The organism is Streptomyces sp. NPDC002776, from assembly GCF_053592195.1.
Genome location: NZ_JBSFVG010000037.1, coordinates 1 through 20639, shown reverse-complemented (window position 1 = coordinate 20639; position 20639 = coordinate 1). Strand labels below are relative to the sequence as shown.

At 71.3% G+C, this 20639-nt stretch carries 19 protein-coding genes and 1 pseudogene; 15 read left to right on the top strand and 5 right to left on the bottom strand.

Features of this window, described 5'->3' with window-relative positions:
• The first annotated feature begins 101 nt into the window (after positions 1–101).
• Positions 102–242, top strand: coding sequence for a peptidoglycan-binding domain-containing protein (locus ACWD11_RS34515; protein WP_451287846.1), 141 nt, complete (start codon positions 102–104; stop codon positions 240–242).
• Between the two features lie 389 nt (positions 243–631).
• On the opposite strand, the gene ACWD11_RS34510 is transcribed toward ACWD11_RS34515, so the two are convergent.
• From ACWD11_RS34510 to ACWD11_RS34495, 4 genes are all read right to left on the bottom strand, one after another.
• A complete protein-coding gene (locus tag ACWD11_RS34510) occupies positions 632–1840 on the bottom strand; it encodes a PucR family transcriptional regulator (RefSeq protein ID WP_451287844.1) in 1209 nt (402 codons plus the stop codon).
• A 212-nt stretch (positions 1841–2052) separates the two neighbouring features.
• Positions 2053–3003, bottom strand: a complete 951-nt coding sequence (locus tag ACWD11_RS34505) for a hypothetical protein (protein WP_451287843.1) — start codon at positions 3001–3003, stop codon at positions 2053–2055.
• Between the two features lie 42 nt (positions 3004–3045).
• Positions 3046–4638 carry a DUF6801 domain-containing protein gene (locus tag ACWD11_RS34500; protein WP_451287841.1) on the bottom strand — a complete coding sequence of 531 codons (1593 nt, stop codon included), beginning with the start codon at positions 4636–4638 and terminating at the stop codon, positions 3046–3048.
• An 89-nt stretch (positions 4639–4727) separates the two neighbouring features.
• Positions 4728–5360 carry a hypothetical protein gene (locus tag ACWD11_RS34495; RefSeq protein WP_389421448.1) on the bottom strand — a complete coding sequence of 211 codons (633 nt, stop codon included), beginning with the start codon at positions 5358–5360 and terminating at the stop codon, positions 4728–4730.
• A 741-nt stretch (positions 5361–6101) separates the two neighbouring features.
• Here ACWD11_RS34495 and ACWD11_RS34490 point away from each other — a divergent pair.
• The 14 genes from ACWD11_RS34490 (at position 6102) to ACWD11_RS34425 (ending at position 19759) form a co-directional block, all read left to right on the top strand.
• The gene (locus ACWD11_RS34490; RefSeq protein ID WP_389421449.1) at positions 6102–7136 is read left to right on the top strand and encodes an ABC transporter ATP-binding protein; all 1035 of its coding nucleotides are present in this window, start codon (positions 6102–6104) and stop codon (positions 7134–7136) included.
• The gene (locus tag ACWD11_RS34485) at positions 7133–7897 is read left to right on the top strand and encodes an MlaE family ABC transporter permease (protein WP_389421450.1); all 765 of its coding nucleotides are present in this window, start codon (positions 7133–7135) and stop codon (positions 7895–7897) included. The genes ACWD11_RS34490 and ACWD11_RS34485 overlap by 4 nt, the downstream gene beginning before the upstream one ends.
• Positions 7898–7902: 5 nt before the next feature.
• The gene (locus ACWD11_RS34480; protein ID WP_383318273.1) at positions 7903–8709 is read left to right on the top strand and encodes an MlaE family ABC transporter permease; all 807 of its coding nucleotides are present in this window, start codon (positions 7903–7905) and stop codon (positions 8707–8709) included.
• Position 8710: 1 nt separating this feature from the next.
• Positions 8711–9973 carry an MCE family protein gene (locus tag ACWD11_RS34475; protein ID WP_451287838.1) on the top strand — a complete coding sequence of 421 codons (1263 nt, stop codon included), beginning with the start codon at positions 8711–8713 and terminating at the stop codon, positions 9971–9973.
• Positions 9970–11046 (top strand): MCE family protein, encoded by a 1077-nt coding sequence (locus ACWD11_RS34470; RefSeq protein ID WP_451287836.1) that lies wholly within the window; start codon positions 9970–9972, stop codon positions 11044–11046. Before ACWD11_RS34475 ends, ACWD11_RS34470 begins: the two co-directional genes overlap by 4 nt.
• On the top strand, positions 11043–12143 hold the full coding sequence (locus tag ACWD11_RS34465; protein ID WP_451287834.1) for an MCE family protein: 1101 nt from the start codon (positions 11043–11045) through the stop codon (positions 12141–12143). The genes ACWD11_RS34470 and ACWD11_RS34465 overlap by 4 nt, the downstream gene beginning before the upstream one ends.
• A gap of 1 nt (position 12144) precedes the next feature.
• Positions 12145–13170, top strand: a complete 1026-nt coding sequence (locus tag ACWD11_RS34460; protein ID WP_451287832.1) for an MCE family protein — start codon at positions 12145–12147, stop codon at positions 13168–13170.
• A gap of 119 nt (positions 13171–13289) precedes the next feature.
• Positions 13290–14498: an MCE family protein gene (locus ACWD11_RS34455; RefSeq protein ID WP_451287848.1), complete on the top strand. Its 1209-nt coding sequence runs from the start codon at positions 13290–13292 to the stop codon at positions 14496–14498.
• Entirely contained in the window at positions 14495–15784 is a 1290-nt protein-coding gene (locus ACWD11_RS34450) for an MCE family protein (protein WP_389421456.1), read from the top strand. The genes ACWD11_RS34455 and ACWD11_RS34450 overlap by 4 nt, the downstream gene beginning before the upstream one ends.
• The gene (locus tag ACWD11_RS34445) at positions 15781–16299 is read left to right on the top strand and encodes a hypothetical protein (protein ID WP_451287830.1); all 519 of its coding nucleotides are present in this window, start codon (positions 15781–15783) and stop codon (positions 16297–16299) included. Before ACWD11_RS34450 ends, ACWD11_RS34445 begins: the two co-directional genes overlap by 4 nt.
• Positions 16296–17111 carry a hypothetical protein gene (locus tag ACWD11_RS34440; RefSeq protein WP_451287828.1) on the top strand — a complete coding sequence of 272 codons (816 nt, stop codon included), beginning with the start codon at positions 16296–16298 and terminating at the stop codon, positions 17109–17111. The genes ACWD11_RS34445 and ACWD11_RS34440 overlap by 4 nt, the downstream gene beginning before the upstream one ends.
• Before the next feature lie 26 nt (positions 17112–17137).
• The gene (locus ACWD11_RS34435; protein ID WP_451287827.1) at positions 17138–17686 is read left to right on the top strand and encodes a nuclear transport factor 2 family protein; all 549 of its coding nucleotides are present in this window, start codon (positions 17138–17140) and stop codon (positions 17684–17686) included.
• A gap of 27 nt (positions 17687–17713) precedes the next feature.
• Positions 17714–18469, top strand: a complete 756-nt coding sequence (locus ACWD11_RS34430; RefSeq protein WP_451287825.1) for a hypothetical protein — start codon at positions 17714–17716, stop codon at positions 18467–18469.
• Between the two features lie 36 nt (positions 18470–18505).
• On the top strand, positions 18506–19759 hold the full coding sequence (locus ACWD11_RS34425; protein ID WP_451287823.1) for a lytic transglycosylase domain-containing protein: 1254 nt from the start codon (positions 18506–18508) through the stop codon (positions 19757–19759).
• A 56-nt stretch (positions 19760–19815) separates the two neighbouring features.
• On the opposite strand, the pseudogene ACWD11_RS34420 reads toward ACWD11_RS34425, so the two are convergent.
• Positions 19816–20531 (bottom strand): annotated as a pseudogene (locus ACWD11_RS34420) (transposase); the annotation flags it as partial.
• Between the last annotated feature and the right edge of the window lie 108 nt (positions 20532–20639).

Sequence of the window (20639 nt, the reverse complement as noted above, 5' to 3'; positions counted from 1 at the left end):
CGACATCAGCCTGACCGACCCGTCCCACCGACATCCGGTCCGCAAGCGGCCCGGATGCTGCCGCCTGCCCTCCCGAACAACGATTTTCCGATCAGTCGCCGGTGCCACGGCCCAGGAGGCGTCCGTCTCGGCCGCCGCGGCGAGGTGCCAGCTTCGCAGCCGACACCGAGCGCGCTGTGAAGGCCTTCCAGGGCCGCAAGGGCATCGCCCGGGACGGCAAGGTCGGCCTGAACACCTGGTAACACCTCCGCACGCCGGGCGCCAGACCGGGGAAAGCGGGCTGTGTGACATCCCGTGGTGTGCCACGAGGCGCCATGAAATCGATTGAGGGCGAAAGAACCTCACCGCCGGTCAGTCGCAGCTGACCGGTGAAGCTGGGGGGGGAGCCGAAGCGCGGAAACGCGCACAACGGTGAGAGCAGCCCTGACAACGTACGGGATGGGGCGGCACTGGCAGACAGCCCGGGTTCGGCTAGGAGCGAGAGAAGGTGTACGCGAGGAACCACTGTCCGAAGCGCCGTGGGCCCGCCCGGCATCACATGCCCACCGCCCCCGGGCCCGCCAGGCAGCGGTGGCGGTGGCATGTGGGGAAGGTTCGGTGCCGGCACTGGAACCCCGCCCTCCCCGCGCTCCTACTCGCCGGTGTCGCGGGAGAGCAGGTGCAGGGCACGCAGCGAGGCCTCCAGGGCGAAGCGGTGGTCGGGGTCGGCGAGTCGATCGCCCAGGAGGGAGTCCAGATTGCGCAGGCGGTAACGGACGGTCTGGGCGTGTACCCCCAGCAGCTTGCCGACCTGTTCCGCCGACGCTCGCGTGGAGACGTGCACGCGCAGGGTCTCCACGAGCCGGTCGCGGCGGCTGGCCGGAAGACCGTCGATCGGGGCCAGCTCCCCGGCCGCGATGTGGGACACGAGAGCTGGGTCCGACAGCAGCCACAGCGTCACCAGGTGGTCTTCGCAGCGGACCACGGGAGCGTCGGCCACCACTCCCTCGTCGATCAGGTGGAGCACGCGGCGCGCCCAGCGGATGGAGTCGGCCGCCTGCGCCAGGGGTACGGTCAGTCCCACCACGGCGTGGGAGCCCGCCAGGGTGGCTTCGAGCATGGTCAGGCGTTCCGGGGTGAGGCTTCCGGGCACCAGCAGGTGCGGCTGCGGGACGTCCAGGTCGAAGAGGACGTCGTCGGCCAGCCCCGCCTCCAGGTGTTCGGGTACCGAGGGGCGCAGGGCGACCATGGTGACGTCGGTGGGCAGGTGCCAGGCGGCGGCCTCGCAGAGCCCGGTGAGCGTCTGGGGCAGCGGGGGAGCGGCGAGGATGAGGTGGAGCAGCCGTCTGCGCCGCGCCGGTACCTCGGAGAAGGCGCGCGACTGCACTTCGACGTAGCCCTCGCGAGAGATCCGCTCCAGTTCCTCGACGTAGGCGAAGAGCGTGTCGGCGAAGGCGAGGATCAGGGCGGGGGAGAGCTGGTACTGCTGGCCCATGGCTTTGGCGCGGCGCAGGGCGATGCGGGCGCCGAGCCGGTACGCCCCCTGGAGCGTGTCGAGTTCGCGGCCCTCGTAGGCTTCCACGCGGCCGAACTTGCGCAGCAGTTCGTCGCGGAGCGCCGCGTTCTTGCCGGGTTCGGCGACGCGGTCCACGAAGGCGTACAGGGCCTGCTCGACGCCCTGCCGGATGGCGGCGGCGTTGGGGCCGTTGAGCAGCCGCCCGTACACGGGGTAGGCCCTGGTGACCTCGGCGCCGATCTCCTTCAAGAGACCGGGTAACTCGGGTCTCATGAATGCGGCGAACTCCTTTGGAAGGGGTTCGAGCGGTTCACCGACTTCAGTCGGTCGCGTGGTTGAAGGCATGAGTGCCGTCCCTTGCTCTCCGGTGCCCACGGTGCATCGGTCGTGTGTCCCGGACCTTCACGGGAGGGACACACGACCGGACGTGAGGTACGCGTGTCTTGGCAGTTGAAGCTAAGACAAGTTCGGTGGGACGTACACAGTTCGTGCCCAGTTCGGTGCCGTGGGATGTGACAACGCTGCCGGGACGGCTGAGAATCACCGTCGCGCGGCCATTAGTCGACGGCGGAGTGCCAGTTCTGCGCGAGGCGCTTGCCCGCGTCGGGGGCGAAGGTGCCGGGGGCGTTCAGGCCGGCGAGGTGGGTCTGGGTGTTGTTGAGCGTCAGGCTGTTGTTCCCGGCGGCGGAGGGCAGCCCCGTCTTGGCGTTGACCGCCGCGTCGATCAGGCCGAACAGGCCCAGCCCGCAACCGCTGGCGCCGGGCACGGCGAAGGTGCTGTCGTTCTGCGTGGCCCCGGTGAGGTTGATGCGGCTCATCTCGCCGTCCTCGGCGACCGTTCCGTCACCCTGGAAGAACGACATGCCGAACTCGGGGAACTGCCGGTTCTCCGGGCGCAGCACGATGGGGTTGGCCGCGGTGCCGATGTAGCACTTGCTGCCGAGGAACGGGTTCTCCAGGTGGATGCGGACCGGTATGGCCACGATCGGCTGGTCGGTGAGGATGCCGGCGGTCTGGTCGAAGGCGTAGGGGGCGCCGACCGACTCCACCGTCGCCGTGATCTTGTTGAGGGTGCTGTTGCTGAGCTGCTCGCAGATGGCCGTGATCGCGGGGACGTTGCTCGGGCACATCAGCCCCAGCAGTCCGCCGGGGACGGTCGCGGACTCGGCGACGAGGGCGCCGCCGGCAGGGGCCACCACCGAGCTGGTGCCGTCGGAGTTCTGGACGACCCCCATCTGGAGGTTGGTCCGGCCCGTGGTCACGGTGGTCTTGCCCAGCTTGATGGAGCCGCTCGGCGAGGTGGACACCACGCACTGCGGGGTGCGGGCCAGGCCGTCGGCGGCCAGCATCGCCGGGGCGTCCACGGGACAGCGGGTGAAGGGCGCCCACTCGCCGTTCGGTACGGCCGCCGCCGCGGTGGCGGTGCCCATGGAGGCGAACGCGCCGAGGGCGGTACCGAGGGCGGTGGCGGTGGTGGCGACTCTGGCGCCGAGGGAGAACCGCATCATGTGGCCTTCCGGGTCGGGGGAGGGAGAGGGAGAAGGAGGGGATCAGCGTTCGGCTACGGGGATCTTTTTGGGCTGGCCGTCCTCGGTGCACTCGTCCGGGTTGAGCACGTCGGCCGAGACGAAGCAGGCCTGCCCCTGGATCATCTTCACGTAGTTGCCGGGACCGGAGACCGAGGCCGTGAGCAGGCGGTCGAGGTTCTCGCCGTCGGCGGTGCCGCAGCCCGTGAAGGCCGGGATGCTGACCTCGCCGGTCAGCGGGCCGCCGGACAGCAGCAGGTAGCCGGTGGCGGTCTCGCCGGTGGTCTGTTCGCCCCGGCCGTGCAGGACCAGGTGGTCACCGGGGTACTTCTCCGGCTCCGGGTCCGGGGAGGCGAGGGACGTCCTGGTCCGGCACGTGGTCCCTACGTCCAGCGGAGTGCCGTTGACCTTCAGGGACGTCACCCGGAGCACGACCGGTGTCCGGACGTAGGTGTCTGTGCTGGTGAACAGGAAGTCGGTGGTGCCGTGCGAGTCGATGGTGATCGGACCCGTCTGCTCCAGCACCATCGTGGCGGTGGTCGGGGTGAAGTCGAAGGTCAGGAAGGTCGCTTCGAAGGGCGGCGTCTGTTTGCGCTGCTGGTACCACAGGTCGGCGGTGGAGTGCTGGGTGATGGTGGCCCCGCTGAAGTCGGGGAAGAACTCGAACTGGGGCTCGCCCTGGGTGATGAGCGTGCAGAACGGCGGGATCAGCGCGGCGCCGTCGAGCTTGTTCACGTTGGCGTAGCCGGTGATGTAGGCGTTCAGCGACATCGGCCCGGCCGGGTACTTCTGGTCGTACTTGCAGATCGGTGCCGGGCGGTCGCCGACGGCACCGCCCGGCGCGGGCTCCCCGACTTTCGGGGCGCGCTCGCCCTGCCGGTCCGCCAGGTCCTCCTCCGGCACCTGTCCGGGCTGACCCGGCGTGCCGGAGGCGGAGGGTGCCCCGGACGGCGAGTCGCTCGGGGCCTGCGTGCCGCCGCCTTCCTCGTCGGTGCCGACCTGTACCCCGGCCAGTCGGCCCCCGGCCGGGGCGTCCTTGGCGAGCGTGCAGTCCACGGTCACCGCGCCGGGGTCGGTGGCGCCGCCGTCCGCGGTGGTCAGGGTCAGGTCCAGCGCGAAGCCGCCCGCGGTCATGGTCAGTTCGCCCGAGCCCTGTCCGGTCATGGAGGGGACGTCCCCCGTCGCGGTCAGCTTCAGCGGGCCGGTCGCGGGCAGGGCCGTGGGCTGCGTGTCGCCGCGCCAGGTCGCTTCGGCGGTGGCCTCGCCCTGGGTGACGCCGACCACGAGCCGGGTCGCCGCCCGTACGTCGGCCGCACCCAGCGCCGCGAGGTCCGCCACCGCCGGCTGCGGCAGCTCGACGGTCGTGCTCACCTCCGCCGGTTCGATCGGCTCACCGGCCGCCACCCGCTCCGGGAGGCCCGCCGATACGCGTACCGTCGCGGACTGCTCCCCGGAGGGGAACAGGCACACGTACGGCAGCTCGGCGTCGATCTCCTGCGTACCGGCCGCCCCGGACGCCATGGGCACGGTGGCGGCCAGCACGACGAACGTGGCGATCACCGCGCTCCGGGCGCGGCTGCGGGCCGTCCCTCGGACGGCGGTGCGGGGGCCTGTCATCTGTCACTCCGCTCGGGTCGTTCCACGGTCCGGGTGGTCCGCGCGCCCGGCCGGGGTCACCGGCCGGGCGGCGGCGAGCCGTGCCCCGCTTACGGGTTGGTCCCGACGATCTTCGGGATGGTGCTGGTGCCCGCGACCTTGACCGCGTAGTTGCCCTTGAAGGTGGGCTTGGTGGCGGTGGTGACCACGGTGCCGCAGCCGGAGGCGGAGGTGACGGACAGGTCGCCGCTGACGCTGGCGACCGCGAGGATGCCGCTGGAGTTGGTGTAGGTGGCGGTGGCCTTGCCCTGCACGTTGAACACGCAGGCGCCGGCGGTCACCTTCGCCTTGACGTTGCCGATGTAGCCCTTGGTCACGCCGGTGGAGGCGGTGTAGTCCTGGGCGACGACGGTCCAGGGAGTGGTCGCGATCGTCGTGACGTTGCCCAGGACACTGGTGCACGGTGAGGTGCTGGTGCCGAAGTTGATGGCGTTGATGGTGGCCACCGTCGCGGGGTTGCCGGTCGCGCTGGCCATCGTGCCCGAGGCGCTGGACGTCGTACACGTCATCGGGATGTTGGCGGTCAGCACGATGTTCCCGCTGTTGGTCGCCGCGAAGCTGGCCGGTGACGGGGTGACCGTCCAGACCGTGGAGGGGACGGCCGAGGCGGGGGCGACGGCCATGCCGAAGGCGGCGGCGCCCGCGCCCGCCACGACGGCGATTCTTGTCAGATGTTTCTTCATGAGGTGAGGGCTCCCTTGTGAATTGACCGGCAGAAGGGGATCGCGCCCGTGACCGTGGGTGGAAGAACGGGCGGTCCGCGGCTCGTGAAATATCGACCGCGAGCCATGACGTTACTTGCGGGAAACTTAGGCGAACAATGGCGTCGGCCATGATTCTTTGAAGAAGTGAAAATCCCTGTTCCTCAGGTGAGCAGTCTGAAGTCCGGCTTTATTCACCCGGTGCTAAGGGCGGCGTCCCCGCCGGGTCGGCGCCGGGCCGCGCGGGAGGGTCCGAATTATGCACCCCGGCCCCCGTTCGGGTCCGCATTGCTCACCGAGTGCCAAGGAAAGGTCCCGTATTTGTCGCCGCGCTGACAAAGTCGCGGTGGTCGAACCCGAATCCTTCGGGAAACTCGGATCCTTCTCTTGCCTCCTCAGGTTACTCGGCCGTAGCGTGCCGAATGCGGCGCTGATCTCCTGGTGGGTGCCCCCCATGCCGAGGAGGCGCGACGGATGACTTCCGGCCCTGCCCTCCTTCAGGTCGGGCATCCGTCGGCAGGGCCGTGCGGCTCCCCACCCCCCGGGGGAGCCGCGCGGCTCTGCCCCGCACCGGCAGACAAAGTCCGCGACGGGGTTTGTCTGCGCGGTGACAAAGAACGAAGAGGGCGGCGGAGCCCGGCGCCCCGCCTGTTGTCAGGGAACCGTGCACCGGTTTAACGTGCGCTCCGCGGTGCACACGGCCTCACCCTCTTTGGAGGTGATATGGGAATCGAAGTGGTGGTCGAGGGTCTCACCAAGTCATTCGGCAGGCAGAAGATCTGGCAGGACGTGAGTCTCACTCTGCCGGCCGGAGAAGTAAGCGTCATGCTCGGTCCGTCCGGCACCGGAAAGACCGTGTTTCTCAAGTCGCTCATCGGACTGCTGAAACCGGAGCGCGGCCGTGTGCTCATAGACGGCGTTGACATGGTGAACAGTCCTGAGCGAGATATTTACGAGACCCGGAAAAGATTCGGCCTCATGTTCCAGGACGGCGCCCTCTTCGGTTCCATGTCCCTCTTCGACAACATCGCCTTTCCGCTGCGCGAGCACACCCGGAAGAAGGAGTCCGAGATCCGCCGCATCGTCATGGAGCGGATCGAGGTCGTCGGGCTGCTCGGCGCCGAGGGCAAACTGCCGGGGGAGATCAGCGGCGGCATGCGCAAGCGGGCCGGCCTCGCCCGCGCGCTCGTGCTCGACCCGCAGATCATCCTGTGCGACGAACCCGACTCCGGGCTCGACCCCGTCCGCACCGCCTACCTCTCCCAGTTGCTGATCGACCTGAACGCGCAGATCGACGCGACGATGCTGATCGTCACCCACAACCTCGACATCGCCGCCACGGTCCCCGACAACATGGGCATGCTCTTCCGGCGCGAACTGGTCACCTTCGGCCCGCGTGAGGTGCTCCTCACCAGCGAGGAACCGGTCGTGGCGCAGTTCCTGGCCGGCCGTCGCGAGGGCCCGATCGGGATGTCGGAGGAGAAGGACGCCGCCACTCTCGCCGCTGAGGCCGCGGTACTGGGGGGCGCGGACGCCGACCGACCGCGGGAGATCATCCCGCAGCTGGAGCCGTCCCCCGGGCTTCCGCCGCGCCGCGCCGTCGCCCGGCGCCGGGAGCGGGTCCTGGGCATGCTCGACCGGCTGCCGTCCGGCGCCCGCGCCGCCATCGAGCGCACGTACGCCGTCGGCGGTGCACCCGGTGCACCCGGCACCACCGCCGCGACGCTCCCGATGCCGGCCACCGGGAGCGGCGCATGATCACCGGCGCCCTGCGCCAGACCGGCCGGCTCTTCGCGCTCGCCGCCGAGGTGGCCCGCGCGATCTTCCGACGTCCTTTCCAGTTCCGGGAGTTCGTCGAGCAGTTCTGGTTCATCGCCAGTGTCACGATCCTGCCCGCGGCGCTGGTCTCGATCCCGTTCGGTGCCGTGATCGCCCTCCAGGTCGGCTCGCTCACCCAGCAGCTCGGCGCCCAGTCCTTCACCGGCGGCGCCAGCGTGCTGGCCGTCGTGCAGCAGGCCAGTCCGCTCATCGTCGCCCTGCTCATCGCGGGCGCGGCCGGCTCCGCGATCTGCGCCGATCTCGGCTCCCGCACCATCCGCGAGGAACTGGACGCCATGGAGGTTATGGGCGTCTCACCCGTGCAGCGCCTGGTGGTGCCCCGCGTCCTGGCCACCATGGGCGTCGCGGTCCTCCTCAACGGCCTGGTCTCCGTGGTCGGCATCCTCGGCGGCTATGCCTTCAACGTCTTCCTCCAGGACGGCACCCCCGGTGCCTACCTCTCCAGCTTTTCTGCCCTCGCCCAGCTGCCCGACCTCTACGTCAGCGAACTCAAGGCGCTGGTCTTCGGGTTCATCGCCGGCGTCGTCGCCGCCTACCGGGGTCTGAACCCGGGCGGCGGCCCCAAGGGCGTCGGCGACGCCGTCAACCAGTCCGTCGTCATCACCTTCCTGCTGCTCTTCTTCGTCAACATGGTGATGACGGGCGTCTACCTCCAGCTCGTACCGCCGAAGGGAGGCTGAGGTCCGTGGCCTCCCCGCTCGTCTGGCTCGACCGCTCCGGCGACCAACTCCTGTTCTACGTACGCTCCCTGCTCTGGATCCCGCGCACCCTGCGCCGGTACCTCAAAGAGGTGCAGCGCCTGCTCGCCGAAGTCGCCTTCGGTACGGGTGGCCTCGGGGTCATCGGCGGCACCGTCGGCGTGATGATCGCGATGACCCTGTTCACCGGGACCGTCGTCGGACTCCAGGGGTACGCGGCCCTCGACCAGATCGGCACCGCCGCCTTCACCGGATTCGTCTCCGCGTACTTCAACACCCGCGAGATCGCCCCGCTCGTCGCCGGACTCGCCCTCTCCGCGACCGTCGGCGCCGGCTTCACCGCCCAGCTCGGCGCCATGCGCATCAACGAGGAGGTCGACGCCCTCGAAGGCATGGGCATCCGCTCCCTGCCCTACCTGGTCACCACCCGCATCATCGCCGGCGTCGTCGCCATCATCCCCCTCTACGCGATCGGGCTGCTCTCCTCCTACCTGGCCTCCCGCTACGTCACGGTCCTCTTCAACGGCCAGTCCCGGGGCACCTACGACCACTACTTCAACCTGTTCCTGTCACCCACGGACGTGCTGCTCTCCGTCCTGAAGGTGCTGATCTTCAGCGTCATGGTGATCGTCGCCCACTGCTACTACGGCTACCGCGCCTCCGGCGGTCCGGCCGGCGTCGGCGTCGCCGTCGGCCGGTCGGTGCGCAACGCGATCGTGCTGATCAGCGTCACCGACTTCTTCCTGTCGCTGGCCCTGTGGGGCGCCACCACGACCGTGAAGGTGGCGGGGTGACATGACCGCAGTGCACACGGCCCGAGGCGCGACCGTGCGCCGCCGACTTGCCGGAGTGGTCTTCCTGGTGGTCCCCGCCCTGCTGGTGTGGCTCGCGGTCGCCGTCTACGACAAGCGGTTCACCGACTCCGACCCCGTGGTCGTGGAGACCGGCAGCGTCGGCAACGAGATGCACCGGGGCGCCGAGGTGAAGCTGCGCGGCGTCGTCGTCGGAGAGGTCCGCGAGATCGAACCGACCCACGACGGCGCCCGGCTCACCCTCGCCCTGCGGCCCGGCGCCCTCGGCGACATACCGGCCGACGTACGCGCCCAGATGCTGCCGACCACCCTGTTCGGCGAACGCTTCGTCGCCCTCGTCCCGCCCGCGTCGCCCTCCTCGCGCCCACTGGCCGCCGGTGCCGTCATCCCGCAGGACCGCTCCGCGAACGCCGTCGAACTCCAGCAGGTGCTGGACAACGTGCTGCCCCTGCTCACCGCCGTCCAGCCGCAGAAGCTCTCCGCCACCCTCTCCGCCGTCTCCCAGGCCCTGGAGGGACGCGGCGACCGGCTCGGCGAGACCCTCACCCTCCTCGACTCCCACCTGCGCGAGTTCAACCCCCACCTGCCCACCCTCAACCGCGACCTGAAGCAGCTCGTGAAGGTCAGCCATGTCTACGCCGACGCCGCCCCGGACCTCCTCACCGCCCTCACCGATTTCACCACCACCAGCGGCACCCTGGCCGAGAAGGAGAGCGAGCTGGCCGGCACCCTCGGCGCCACCACCAGGACCGCCGAGGACATGACCGCGTTCCTGCGGCAGAACAAGGGCAACATCATCCGGCTCTCCGCCGCCTCCCGGCCCACCCTGGAACTGCTCGCCGAGTACTCCGCGGCCTTCCCCTGCACCCTGCGCACCCTCGCCGACTTCGTCCCCGCCATGGACAAGGCCCTCGGCAAGGGGACCGACCGCCCCGGCCTGCGCGTCGACGTCACCACCGTGCCCTCGCGCGGCGCCTACCGCCCCGGCACCGACACCCCCTTCTACGGCGCCGGCGGCGGCCCCCGCTGCTACCCCGTGCCCTACCTCGGCGTCGCCGCCAGACCGGCCGTACAGGTGCCCGCGGCGGCCGGGCAGGACCTGGGGCCGGCCAACTCCCCCCAGGAGAACGACCTCGTCAACGAACTCCTCGCACCCGCCACCGGCAAGGCTCCCGCCGACCTCCCCGAGTGGAGCAGCCTCCTCGCGGGACCGGCGCTGCGCGGCACGGAGGTGACCCTGCGATGACGCCCCGGCACACCGCCGACACCCGGCGCACGGCCCACACCCGCCGCCGGCCGCTGACCGGACCGCTGCTGAAGTCCCTCGCCTTCCTGGTGGTCACCGCACTGGCCACGACCGTCCTCGGGCTGAGCGTCTCCGGCACCGGCGTCGGTGACGACAGCATCACCTACAAGGCGCTGTTCACCGACGCCACCGGAGTCACCGACGGCGACAGCGTCCGCATCTCCGGCGTCGAGGTCGGCGAGGTCACCGGTGTCCGCGTCGTCGACCGGCGCACCGCGCAGGTCACCTTCACCGTCCGCGACGACCGCACCCTGCCCGCGTCGACCACCGCCGCCGTGAAGTACCTCAACCTGGTCGGGCAGCGCTACATCGCCCTGGACCGGGGCAGCGGCGACCTCACCGGCGCCCTCGGCGCCGGCGACACCATCCCCCTCGACCGGACCGCCCCCGCGCTCGATCTGACCCTGCTCTTCAACGGCTTCAAGCCGCTCTTCGAGGGACTCTCCCCGAAGGACGTCAACGAACTCGCCGGCTCCATCGTGCAGGTCCTCCAAGGCGAGGGCGGCACCGTCGACAGCCTCATCCGGCACATCGGCTCCGTCAGCACGACGGTCGCCGCCAAGGACGAGGTCATCGGCGAGGTGGTGAAGAACCTCAACACGGTCCTGACCACCCTCAACGACCGCGAAGCCGACTTCGACGACCTCGTCGACACCCTCCAGAAGCTCGTCACCGGCTTCAACGACGACCGCAAGCCCCTGGGCAAGGCCGTCGCCGCCATGGGCGACCTGACCACCGTCACCGCCGACCTCCTCGAAGAGGGACGCGCCCCCCTGAAGAAGGACATCCGCGAACTGGGGCGGCTGTCCGGCAACCTCGGCGACGCCACCCCGCAGATCGAGGACTTCCTCGACCGGACCCCCGCCAAGCTGACCGCGCTGGGCCGCCTGTCCTCCTACGGTTCCTGGTTCAACCTCTACCTCTGCGAGGCCCGCGTGGACGGCGTCACCACCTCCACCGGCGCGAAGCCGCCCACCGGCATCGCGGTCACCGAAGCGAGGTGCGGCGCATGACCCTGCTGCAGCGGCCCGCACGCCGCGACACCCCGGCCCCCGGGCCCCACCGCTCCCGCCCGCCGCGCCTGAAACCGGTCAAGGACCGCGACCCGATCGCCGTGGCCCTGGTCGGCCTGCTCCTGCTGGCCCTGCTCACCGTCTTCGCCTACAACGCCGATCGGTTCTCCCTCACCGGCGGCGGCACCACCTACACCGCCGACTTCACCGAGGCCGCCGGGCTCGACGAGGGCGACGAGGTGCGCGTCGCCGGCGTCAAGGTCGGCGAAGTGACCGGCGTCGCCCTCGACGGCGACCGGGTGAAGGTCACCTTCGAGGTGGAGGACGCCTGGATCGGCGACCGGACCACCGCCGCCATCGCCATCAAGACCCTGCTCGGCGACAAGTACCTGGCCCTCGACCCGCTCGGCACCGCGGAACAGGACCCCGGCCACCGCATCCCGCGGACCCGGACCACCTCACCGTACGACGTCACCCAGGCGTTCCAGGACCTCAGCTCCACCGTCGACGCCATCGACACCCAGCAGCTCGCCAAGAGCTTCGAGACCATCTCGGAGACCTTCGAGAACTCGCCGCCGCACGTCCGCAAGGCCGCCACCGGACTGTCCGACCTCTCGCGCACCGTCTCCAAGCGCGACGGCGAACTGTCCGAACTCCTCAAGGGCAGCGCACAGTTCACCAAGACGCTGAAGGACAAGAAGTCCAGCTTCGAAACCCTTATCGAGGACGCCGGGCCCCTGCTCGGGGAACTGAAGGACCGCCGCGACGCCATCACCGCCCTGCTGGAGGGCAGCCGCGACCTCGGCACCGAACTGACCGGACTGGTGAAGGACAACGACAAGCAGCTCGGGCCGACGCTGAAGGCGCTCGGCCGCGTCACCACCGTCCTGGAGGAGAACAGCACCCAGCTCGACCGGACGCTCGCCCTGGTCGGCCCCTACTACCGGCTCGTCGGCAACACCCTCGGCAACGGCCGCTGGTTCGACAGCTACCTGTGCGGGGTGGTACCCCGCGACTACCTGCCCGCCCAGTCCCAGCCCAAGACGTCGTGCATGCCGCCCAAGCAGCCGGCGGCGGCCCCGGGGAGCGGTGAGTGACGTGAGCAAGCGCAGCAAACTCCTCGCGACCGCGATCGCCCTCGCCGTGGTCGCCGCCGGACTCGCCACCGTCCGCGCCCTGGACCGCACGGGCACCCGCGTCACCGCCTACTTCGACCGCGCGGTCGGCATCTACGCGGGCTCCGACCTGCGTACCCTCGGCGTCCGCGTCGGCGAGGTCGCATCGGTCCACCCCCAGGGCACCCGGGTACGGGTCGAGCTGGCGCTGGACGACGGCGTGCGTGTGCCGAAGTCGGCGCGGGCCCTGGTGGTCGCGCCGAGCGTCGTCGCCGACCGCTATGTCCAGCTCACCCCGGCCTACCGCTCCGGCCCCGTCCTCGCCGACGGCGCCGTCCTGCCCGCCTCCCGCAATCGCACCCCGGTCGAGATCGACCAGCTCTACGCCTCGATCACCGACCTCAGCAAGGCACTCGGGCCGGACGGGGCCAACTCCTCCGGCGCCCTGTCCGATCTGCTGGAGACCGGAGCCGCCAACCTCGACGGCAACGGCGAGGCCATCGGTGAGGGTATCGAGGAGTTCGGCAAGGCCACCAAGACCCTCGACGGGTCCGGCGACGACCTGTTCGCCACCCTCAGCAGCCTCCAGACCTTCACCACGATGCTGGCGGAGAAGGACACCGACGTGCGCACCGCCCAGGAGCGGCTGGACACGGTCGTCGGCTACTTCGCCGACAACAAGGACGACCTCGCGGGCGCGCTGGAGGAACTCGGTACTGCGCTCGGCCAGGTGAAGACCTTCATCAAGGACAACCGGGGCGAGCTGAAGGAGAACGTCGAACGGCTCGTCCCGATCACCCAGACCCTGGTCCGTCAGCGCACCTCGCTGGCCGAGGCCCTGGACGTCGCACCGCTCGCCGCCGACAACCTCGTCGGCGCCTACGACCCCGACACCGGCATGATCGACGGCCGCGCCAATCTCAACGAGATCAGCATGGGCGGACCGCTGCTGCCCCTGCCGGCCACCGGCGGCTCGGCGACCTCGGGCACGGGGAAGGGGGAGCGGTGAAGCGCGTCGTGCGACGCCGGGGAAGGGCGTCCGAGCCGGCGGACTCCACGGACGCGGACCAGGTGGAGACCGCCGAGGCGGACCGCGTCGAGGTCCCGCACGGCACCGTACGGCGGCGGGTGCTCGGTGCCGGAGCCGCCACCGGCGCCGGGATCGGCGGGCTGTTCGCCCTCGGCCTCGGTTTCTTCCTCGCCCTCGGCGCGTTCTCCGTCACCGTCCCGCGCTTCGACGGCATCGAGGACCTGCCCCTGCCGGGCGGCGCCGACCTCGGCCCGCACCCCTACACCGTCACCGCCGAACTGGACGACGCCCTCAGCCTGGTGCCGCACGCCGCGGTCAAGGTCAACGACGTCGCCGTGGGCCGGGTCACCGGCATCCGCCTCGACGGCGACACGTGGTCGGCCCGGGTCACCATGGAGATCAACGGCGACATCGAACTGCCCCGCGACGCCGGCGCCCGCCTGGAGCAGTCCAGCCTGCTCGGCGAGAAGTACGTCCAATTGGTCGCGCCGGCCACGTCGTCCGCCGCGGGCACACTCGGTGACGGCGGTGTCATCCCGCTCTCCCGCACCGGCCGCAACACCGAGGTCGAGGAAGTGTTCGGCGCCCTGTCCCTGCTGCTCAACGGCGGCGGCGTCAACCAGCTCAAGACCATCACGCGGGAACTCAACAAGGCCCTCGACGGACGCGAACCCGAGGTGCGCTCCGTGCTGAAACGGGTCGAAAAACTCGTGGCGAACCTCGACGACCACCGCGGTGACATCACCGACGCCCTCGACGGCGTCAACCGGCTCGCCGCGACCCTCGCCGGCCGCGAGGACGACGTACGCACCGTCGTGACCGACCTCTCGCCCGGCCTGAAGACCCTGCACGAACAGCGCGGCTCCCTGCTGACCATGCTGCGCTCCCTGGACACGCTCTCCGGAGTCGCCGTCTCCACCGTCGAAGCGAGCAAGGACGACATGGTCGCCGACCTCAAAGCCATCGCCCCCGCCCTGAAGGCCCTGGCCGACGCGGGGACCGATCTGCCCGACTCCCTCCAGGTGCTGCTCACCTACCCGTTCACCGACGAGGTACTGAACGGCGTCAAGGGCGACTACCTCAACGTGTACCTGAACATGACCGCCACACCGGGCACCCAGGTGATCCCGCCCCTGGTACCGCGGAGCACCCCCTCGCCGACCGCCACGGCGCAGAGCGAACGGGACACCGCCGCACCCCGGAAGCGGTCGGACACCGGGGCCTCGGCCTCCCCGTCGGCACCGCTGCCCCTGCCCTCCGTGCCGACACCCACCCACGAACCCGGGGACGGAGGCACACACGGATGATCACCCTCGCCGTACGCCTGAAGAACCTCGCCTTCCTCCTCGTCGCCGTCCTCGCCCTCGGCTTCCTCGGCATCCGATATGCCGACCTCGGCAGGTACGTCGGTATCGCCGACCACTACACGGTCGAGGTCGAACTCCCGCGTACCGGAGGGCTGTTCACGCACTCCGACGTCACCTACCGGGGTGTTTCGGTGGGCCGGGTCGGCCGGATCGGCCTCACCGCCGACGGGGTGGTCGCCCAGCTGCGCATCAAGAAGTCCGCGCCTCGCATCCCGGTCGACACGCGGGCCGTGGTCGCCGGGCTCTCCGCGGTCGGCGAGCAGTACATCGACCTGCGGCCCGAGAGCGACGCCGGTCCCTACCTCGCCGACGGCAACCGGATCGAACAACCCGACACGGAGGTGCCCGCTCCCGTCACCGACGTCCTCACCAGCGTGAACGACCTCACCAGGTCCGTGCCGCTGGAGGAGCTGCGCACGGTCGTCGACGAGTTCGGCAAGGCCTTCGAGGGGCACGGTGACGACCTTCAGGTGCTGCTGGACAACGGCAGCGCCTTCATCGAGGCCGCCGACCGCAACCTGCCCGCCACCACCCGCCTGCTCACCGACGGCGAGACCGTACTGCGTACCCAGGCCGAGGAGGCGGAGGCCATCCGCAGCTTCGCCGACGGCGCCACGGAGCTGGCCCGCACCCTCAAGGGCTCCGACGCCGACCTGCGCCGGCTGCTGTCCGTCACACCCGATGCCGCCACGCAGGTCAGCGGACTGCTGCGGGACCTGGACCCCAGCCTGGGCGTGGTTCTCGCCAACCTGCTCACCACCTCCGAGGTCGCCGTCACCCGGCAGCGCGGCATCGAGGAACTCCTCGTGACGTACCCGGCGGCCGTCTCGGCCGGCGCCACCGCCGTCGACGGAGGAACGATGAAACTCGGCCTGGCCGTCACCTTCTTCCAGCCCCTGCCCTGCACCGACGGCTACGGCGGGACGCGGTACCGCACCGGCCTGGACCTCGGTACCGCACCGGCCCTCAACACCGGCGCCTCCTGCACGGCCCCGGCCGCGAGCGGGGTCAACGTACGAGGGTCCGCCAACGCGCCCCGGGGCGGCGCCGTACCCGACCCGGCCAAGCCCGGCTCCCTGCCCTCGGGCAGTACGGGCAGCACCGCTTCGCCCCCGGCCGAGTCCTCCGCAGCCCTGCCGGGCGCGCTGGCCCTGCCGGACACGGGCGGCGCGCGGGTGGCCGGTCTGCCGGGGCTGCTCGGCGCGGACGCGGAGGCGGGCCGGTGAAGCGGGGGCGCGCCCTGACGGGCGCCGGACTGGCACTGGCGCTGGCATTCTGCGGCACCGGGGCGTGGACGTACGCCCAGGCGCGGGGTGACGACTCCCTCGCGTACGGCCGTGAACGCGACGAGGCGCTGGCCGACGGACGCGAGCGGCTCGCCGTCCTCAACACCCTCGACGCCTCGTCGCGGGAGCGGGCGCGGGACGGCATCCAGGACTGGCGCGCCGCCTCGACCGGTCCGCTTCGGGACGAACTGGGCAACACCGCTCCCAAGAAGGGTGCTTCGGCGCGGGGCACGGTCACGGAGGCCGCGCTCATCTCCCTGGACACCCGCGCGGGCACCGCCAAGCTCGTCGCGACCGTACGCGTCGAGGTCACGCCCGCCGGAGCGAGGACGCCGACCACGGACCGCAAGCGCCTGGAGGCGGTCCTGGCCCGCACGGGCGAGGGGGAGTGGAAGGTCAAGGCACTGAGCGCGGTACCGCTCGCGCGGACGGCGGAGGAGGACGAGAGCCGATGACACGGCTGCTGCACCTCGGACGGTCCCGGCCCTCCACCGGCCCGGGTGACGGTACGTCCGGCGAACGGGAGGGGGACGGCGTGGGCCCCGGCCTCGGAGCCGATTCCGGCACGGGTACAGGCACCGGAGGCCCCGGCACAGACAGCGACACCGACGCCGGCGCGGAACCCGGAAGCGCTGAGCGGTCCGGTACCGACGCGGACGCGCAGCCCGGAACCGATGAGCGGCCCGGTGCCGACGCGGACGCCGAGCCCGGCCGGGCAGCCCCGCCCAAGGCACCGCCCCGGGCCCGTGGCGACGGCCGGCGCCCGCGTGTCCCAGCCAGGCGCCTCGTCACCGCGCTGGGCGCGGCCCTGCTCGTCCTCGCCGGCTGCGGCTTCTTCTACGGCGCCCACCAGCTCCGGTCCGCCCCCTCGGCCGAGAACCACGCGCTGACCGACGCCGAGGCGACCACCCGTGTCGCCGGAGACGTCGGCAACGGCCTCGCCCGCGCCTTCTCGTACACGCCGGACGGTCTGGAGGCCACGGAGCGCGCGGCGCGGTCCGTGCTCGCGGGGCGGGCGGAACGCCAGTACACGGAACTCATGGGCCGGATCCGCGCGGACCTGGCCGAGCAGCGCGTCACCCTGAGCACCCAGGCCGTACGCACCGCGGTGATCGAACTCGACGGTGACAGCGCGCGGTTGCTGGTCTTCCTCGACCAGATCTCGCACCGAGGCAAGGCAGGCACCACCTCCGCGGCGGCCCAGCTCACGGTCACCGCGCACTGGCAGGAGGACCAGTGGCGGATCGTCGACATCAGGTCCCGCTGAGCGGGCGCGGGAAGAGGGGAGCACAGATGAAACGCGCGACCAGCGCATTGGCCCGGCTCCGGGCGCTGCCCGTCACGGCCCTGGCCCTCGCCCTCGCGCTGGTCGCGGGCGGCTTCGCCGGGTGGGCGGGCTGGGACTGGTACGACGCGACCCACGACGACACCGTCGCGTACGCCGAGCAGCGCGACGCGGCCCTCGCCGCCGGTGAACAGGCCGTCCAGAACCTCAACACCCTCGACCACCGCAGCATCGACCGGGGCCTGGACCTCTGGGAGTCCTCCACCACCGGTGAACTCCACGAACAACTGGTCTCCGGGCGGGACGAGTTCGCCACGCAGGTGAGGACCGCCAAGACCGTGACCACGGCGAAGGTGCTCTCCGGCGCACTCACCGAACTCGACGACCGGGCCGGCCGGGCCCGGGTCCTGGTCGCGCTGCGCGTGACGGTGAAGGCGCCCGGCGACGCGAGCACCGACAAGGACAGCCGCATGCTCGGCGAACTGACCCGCACCGACGGCCACTGGAAGCTCAGCGCCCTGGGCCAGGCCCCGGTGGGCGGCACGCCGGCCGGCTGACCGTCAGCAGGAGAGGACGACACCACGATGCCGACGACCCGCCACCATCTGAACAACGCACGCCGTCGCCAGGCCCGCGAGGCCCTCCGCGCCCCGGTCGCCGCCGACGCCGCCCAGGGAGGCGGGGAGCCGCGCGACCAGCCACCGCCCGCCCGCACCCGGCACACACCACGCGGCACAACAGCGATCACCTGGAACGCACCGTCCACGCCCGGCGAGGACACGGACCCACCGCGGAAGAAGACCCCACGGCCACGCGCGCCCCGCCGCGCACTCGCGGCCCTCTGTCTGCTCACCCTCCTCCTCGGCGGCTTCGCCGGCTGGGCGCACGCCCGCGCCGAAGCCCTCCGGGACGCCCCGGCCGCACGCAACACCGCCCTCTCCGACACCGCCCGCACCAGCGAGATCAAGGGCCAGTCCACCAAGGCCGTTGCCGCGCTCTTCTCGTACGACCATGCCGACCCCGACGCCCTCGACGAGGCCGCGAAGCAATGGCTGACGGGACGCGCCGTCGCCCAGCACCGGAAGCTGTTCGGCGACATCCGCACGCAGGCCGACCAGCAGAAGGCGGTGATCACCACCACGGTCACCGACAGCGCGGTCGAGCGCATCGACGGCGACCGGGCCCGCGTCCTGGTCTACGCCGACCAGAGCAGCGTCAGCACCGCGGGCGACAAGAAGGCCGAGGACGACGGCACCTACGCCGGGGCGATGCTCGCCGTCGACGTCCAGCGACGTGACGGTCGTTGGCTCGTCTCGGGCATCGACACCTTCGGCCGCTGAACCCGTACGCGCCTCACCACCAGGGAGTGACCGACCATGCCCGAACAGCGCGCCCGACGCGTACCCGCCCGGACCCGGCAGGGTCTGCGGACCACCGCCGTCGCCGTGACCGCGGTGGCGGCGCTCACCGCCTCCCAGGCCCCCGGACTCCCGCGGGAGGAGCGCGCCCGTCCGACCGCCGCCGACCACCCCGCTCCCGCCGCAGGCCTCCCGCACACCGAGCTCGCCCCGCCCGACGACGGTTCGTACCACACCGAACTACCGCCGCTGGTCGCCCCGGACGTCCCGCCGCGCCCCGCGCACGCCGCCCAGGCGCGCGCCCAGGCCGGCATCCCGGGCACCGTGCTGCGCGCCTACCGCGCGGCGGAGAGGTCCGTCGGCCGGACGGATCCCGGTTGCAAGCTGCCCTGGGAACTGCTCGCGGCCATCGGCAAGGTGGAGTCAGGGCAGGCGCGCGGCGGCGCGGTCGACCGGCACGGCACCACGCTCGGCCGGATCACCGGCCCGGCACTCGACGGCAGGAACTTCGCCCTGATCCTGGACAGCGACGGCGGCGCCCACGACGGCGACACGGTGTACGACCGTGCGGTGGGGCCGATGCAGTTCCTGCCGTCGACCTGGGCCCGCTGGGGCGCGGACGGCAACGGTGACGGCCGCGGCGATCCCAACAACATCTTCGACGCGGCCCTCGCCGCCGGGCACTACCTGTGCGCCGGGGACCGTGACCTGAGCCGGATCGCCGACCTGGACCGGGCGGTCCTCAGCTACAACCACTCACGTTCCTATCTCAACTTGGTCCGCCACTGGCTGGACTTCTACCGCACAGGCGTGCACCCCCTGCCCGACGGCAAGGGCGTCGTCCCGGAGTCGCCAGGAGCCGGCGGCGACACTCCGGCGACGGAGCCGGTCGACACGGACCGCGGCGGAGGCGACGGCAAGGGCGGTGACGCCGTCATCATCGGCCCCGGCCCCGAAACGCCCACCCCGTCCCCCTCTCCCACGCGCCCGGTGCCGCCCGCGCCGTCACCCCGGCCGTCCCCGTCCACGACGGAACCGGCCCCCGCCCCCTCACCGGACCCCTCCCCGTCCAACTCCCCGACCCCGGCCCCCTCGCCCACACCGACCCCCTCCGACCCGTCCACGCCGACCCCCGACCCGTCCACGCCGACCCCAGACCCGTCCACGCCGCAGAACTGCCCCTCCGACCCGGCGAGTCCCTCTCCCGACACCGGCGCGTCGCCCACCCCCGATCCGGTCGCTCCCGGGGACGAACCGACCTGCCCGGCCTGAACCAGCCCGTCTCAAACCGGCCCCGGTCCCGTATCGCCCCTGTTTCCGGAATGTTTGCTTTTGATGCCGCGTTCGCACAGGTAGGAGCGGTTGCCGCGGGATGAGTAGGCCTTGTCCGCGGCGACAGCTCCGGGTCTGGTGCGGGGACGACCGACGGGCGGGCGCACTCTCATGCTTGCGAGTACGGGGATGAACTGCGGGCTGTCGCCGGCCTGCCCGGCAGTCAGAACCAGCGCGAGGGGTCGGCATTTCCGGTCCGCAGCGAGGTGAATCTTGCTGGTGAGACCGCCCCGGGACCTGCCGAGCAGGGCTTCCTTCAGGCGGAGCCGGTGTCGGCGGCGGATGCTTCGACGTTCGACCTGTCCGTCTTGCTCCTGCGCTCCGCCCCCTTTTGCCGGGCCTTCTCCTGCTCCTGCGCTGCTTCCTCCAAGGCGTCCATGAGGTGCTTGCCGACCCGCAGTCCCGCAGCGTCGTGGTGGGCGCGAACGGTGGTGGAGTCCACGCTGACCAGCCGCGCGGGCGCCTTCGGCGATCAGGCCTTCCAGCAGGGCGGTGAAGACACCTGCGTCGCGCCAGACGCGGAAGCGTCCGTAGACGGTCGCCCAGGGCCCGAACTCGGCAGGCATCTCCCGCCACTGGGCACTGGGCCGGAACCGCCGGATCATCCCTTCGAACTGCTCGCGCAACCGCTCCGGGTACGGACCGGCCGACCGATCGGCCAAAACGGCACGATGAACTTCCGCTGGGCATAGGTGGGTTGCCTGCGTGTCACACCCCCACAGGCCCTAGTAGGGCTTGGTCAGCTTCGTTTGTGAGTGGCGTGTCTGTTGGGCTGTTGGTGTCGTTGTGATGGTGTGACACCTGGTGAGATGGCCGAGGT

Excerpts from the sequence above, each read along its gene's own strand:
- ACWD11_RS34490 (WP_389421449.1), top strand. The coding sequence starts at position 6,102 with ATGGGAATCGAAGTGGTGGTCGAGGGTCTCACCAAGTCATTCGGCAGG.
- ACWD11_RS34485 (WP_389421450.1), top strand. The coding sequence starts at position 7,133 with ATGATCACCGGCGCCCTGCGCCAGACCGGCCGGCTCTTCGCGCTCGCC.
- ACWD11_RS34475 (WP_451287838.1), top strand. The coding sequence starts at position 8,711 with ATGACCGCAGTGCACACGGCCCGAGGCGCGACCGTGCGCCGCCGACTT.
- ACWD11_RS34505 (WP_451287843.1), bottom strand. The coding sequence starts at position 3,003 with ATGATGCGGTTCTCCCTCGGCGCCAGAGTCGCCACCACCGCCACCGCC.
- ACWD11_RS34470 (WP_451287836.1), top strand. The coding sequence starts at position 9,970 with ATGACGCCCCGGCACACCGCCGACACCCGGCGCACGGCCCACACCCGC.
- ACWD11_RS34500 (WP_451287841.1), bottom strand. The coding sequence starts at position 4,638 with ATGACAGGCCCCCGCACCGCCGTCCGAGGGACGGCCCGCAGCCGCGCC.
- ACWD11_RS34425 (WP_451287823.1), top strand. The coding sequence starts at position 18,506 with ATGCCCGAACAGCGCGCCCGACGCGTACCCGCCCGGACCCGGCAGGGT.
- ACWD11_RS34450 (WP_389421456.1), top strand. The coding sequence starts at position 14,495 with ATGATCACCCTCGCCGTACGCCTGAAGAACCTCGCCTTCCTCCTCGTC.
- ACWD11_RS34435 (WP_451287827.1), top strand. The coding sequence starts at position 17,138 with ATGAAACGCGCGACCAGCGCATTGGCCCGGCTCCGGGCGCTGCCCGTC.
- ACWD11_RS34495 (WP_389421448.1), bottom strand. The coding sequence starts at position 5,360 with ATGAAGAAACATCTGACAAGAATCGCCGTCGTGGCGGGCGCGGGCGCC.
- ACWD11_RS34430 (WP_451287825.1), top strand. The coding sequence starts at position 17,714 with ATGCCGACGACCCGCCACCATCTGAACAACGCACGCCGTCGCCAGGCC.
- ACWD11_RS34465 (WP_451287834.1), top strand. The coding sequence starts at position 11,043 with ATGACCCTGCTGCAGCGGCCCGCACGCCGCGACACCCCGGCCCCCGGG.
- ACWD11_RS34510 (WP_451287844.1), bottom strand. The coding sequence starts at position 1,840 with ATGCCTTCAACCACGCGACCGACTGAAGTCGGTGAACCGCTCGAACCC.
- ACWD11_RS34440 (WP_451287828.1), top strand. The coding sequence starts at position 16,296 with ATGACACGGCTGCTGCACCTCGGACGGTCCCGGCCCTCCACCGGCCCG.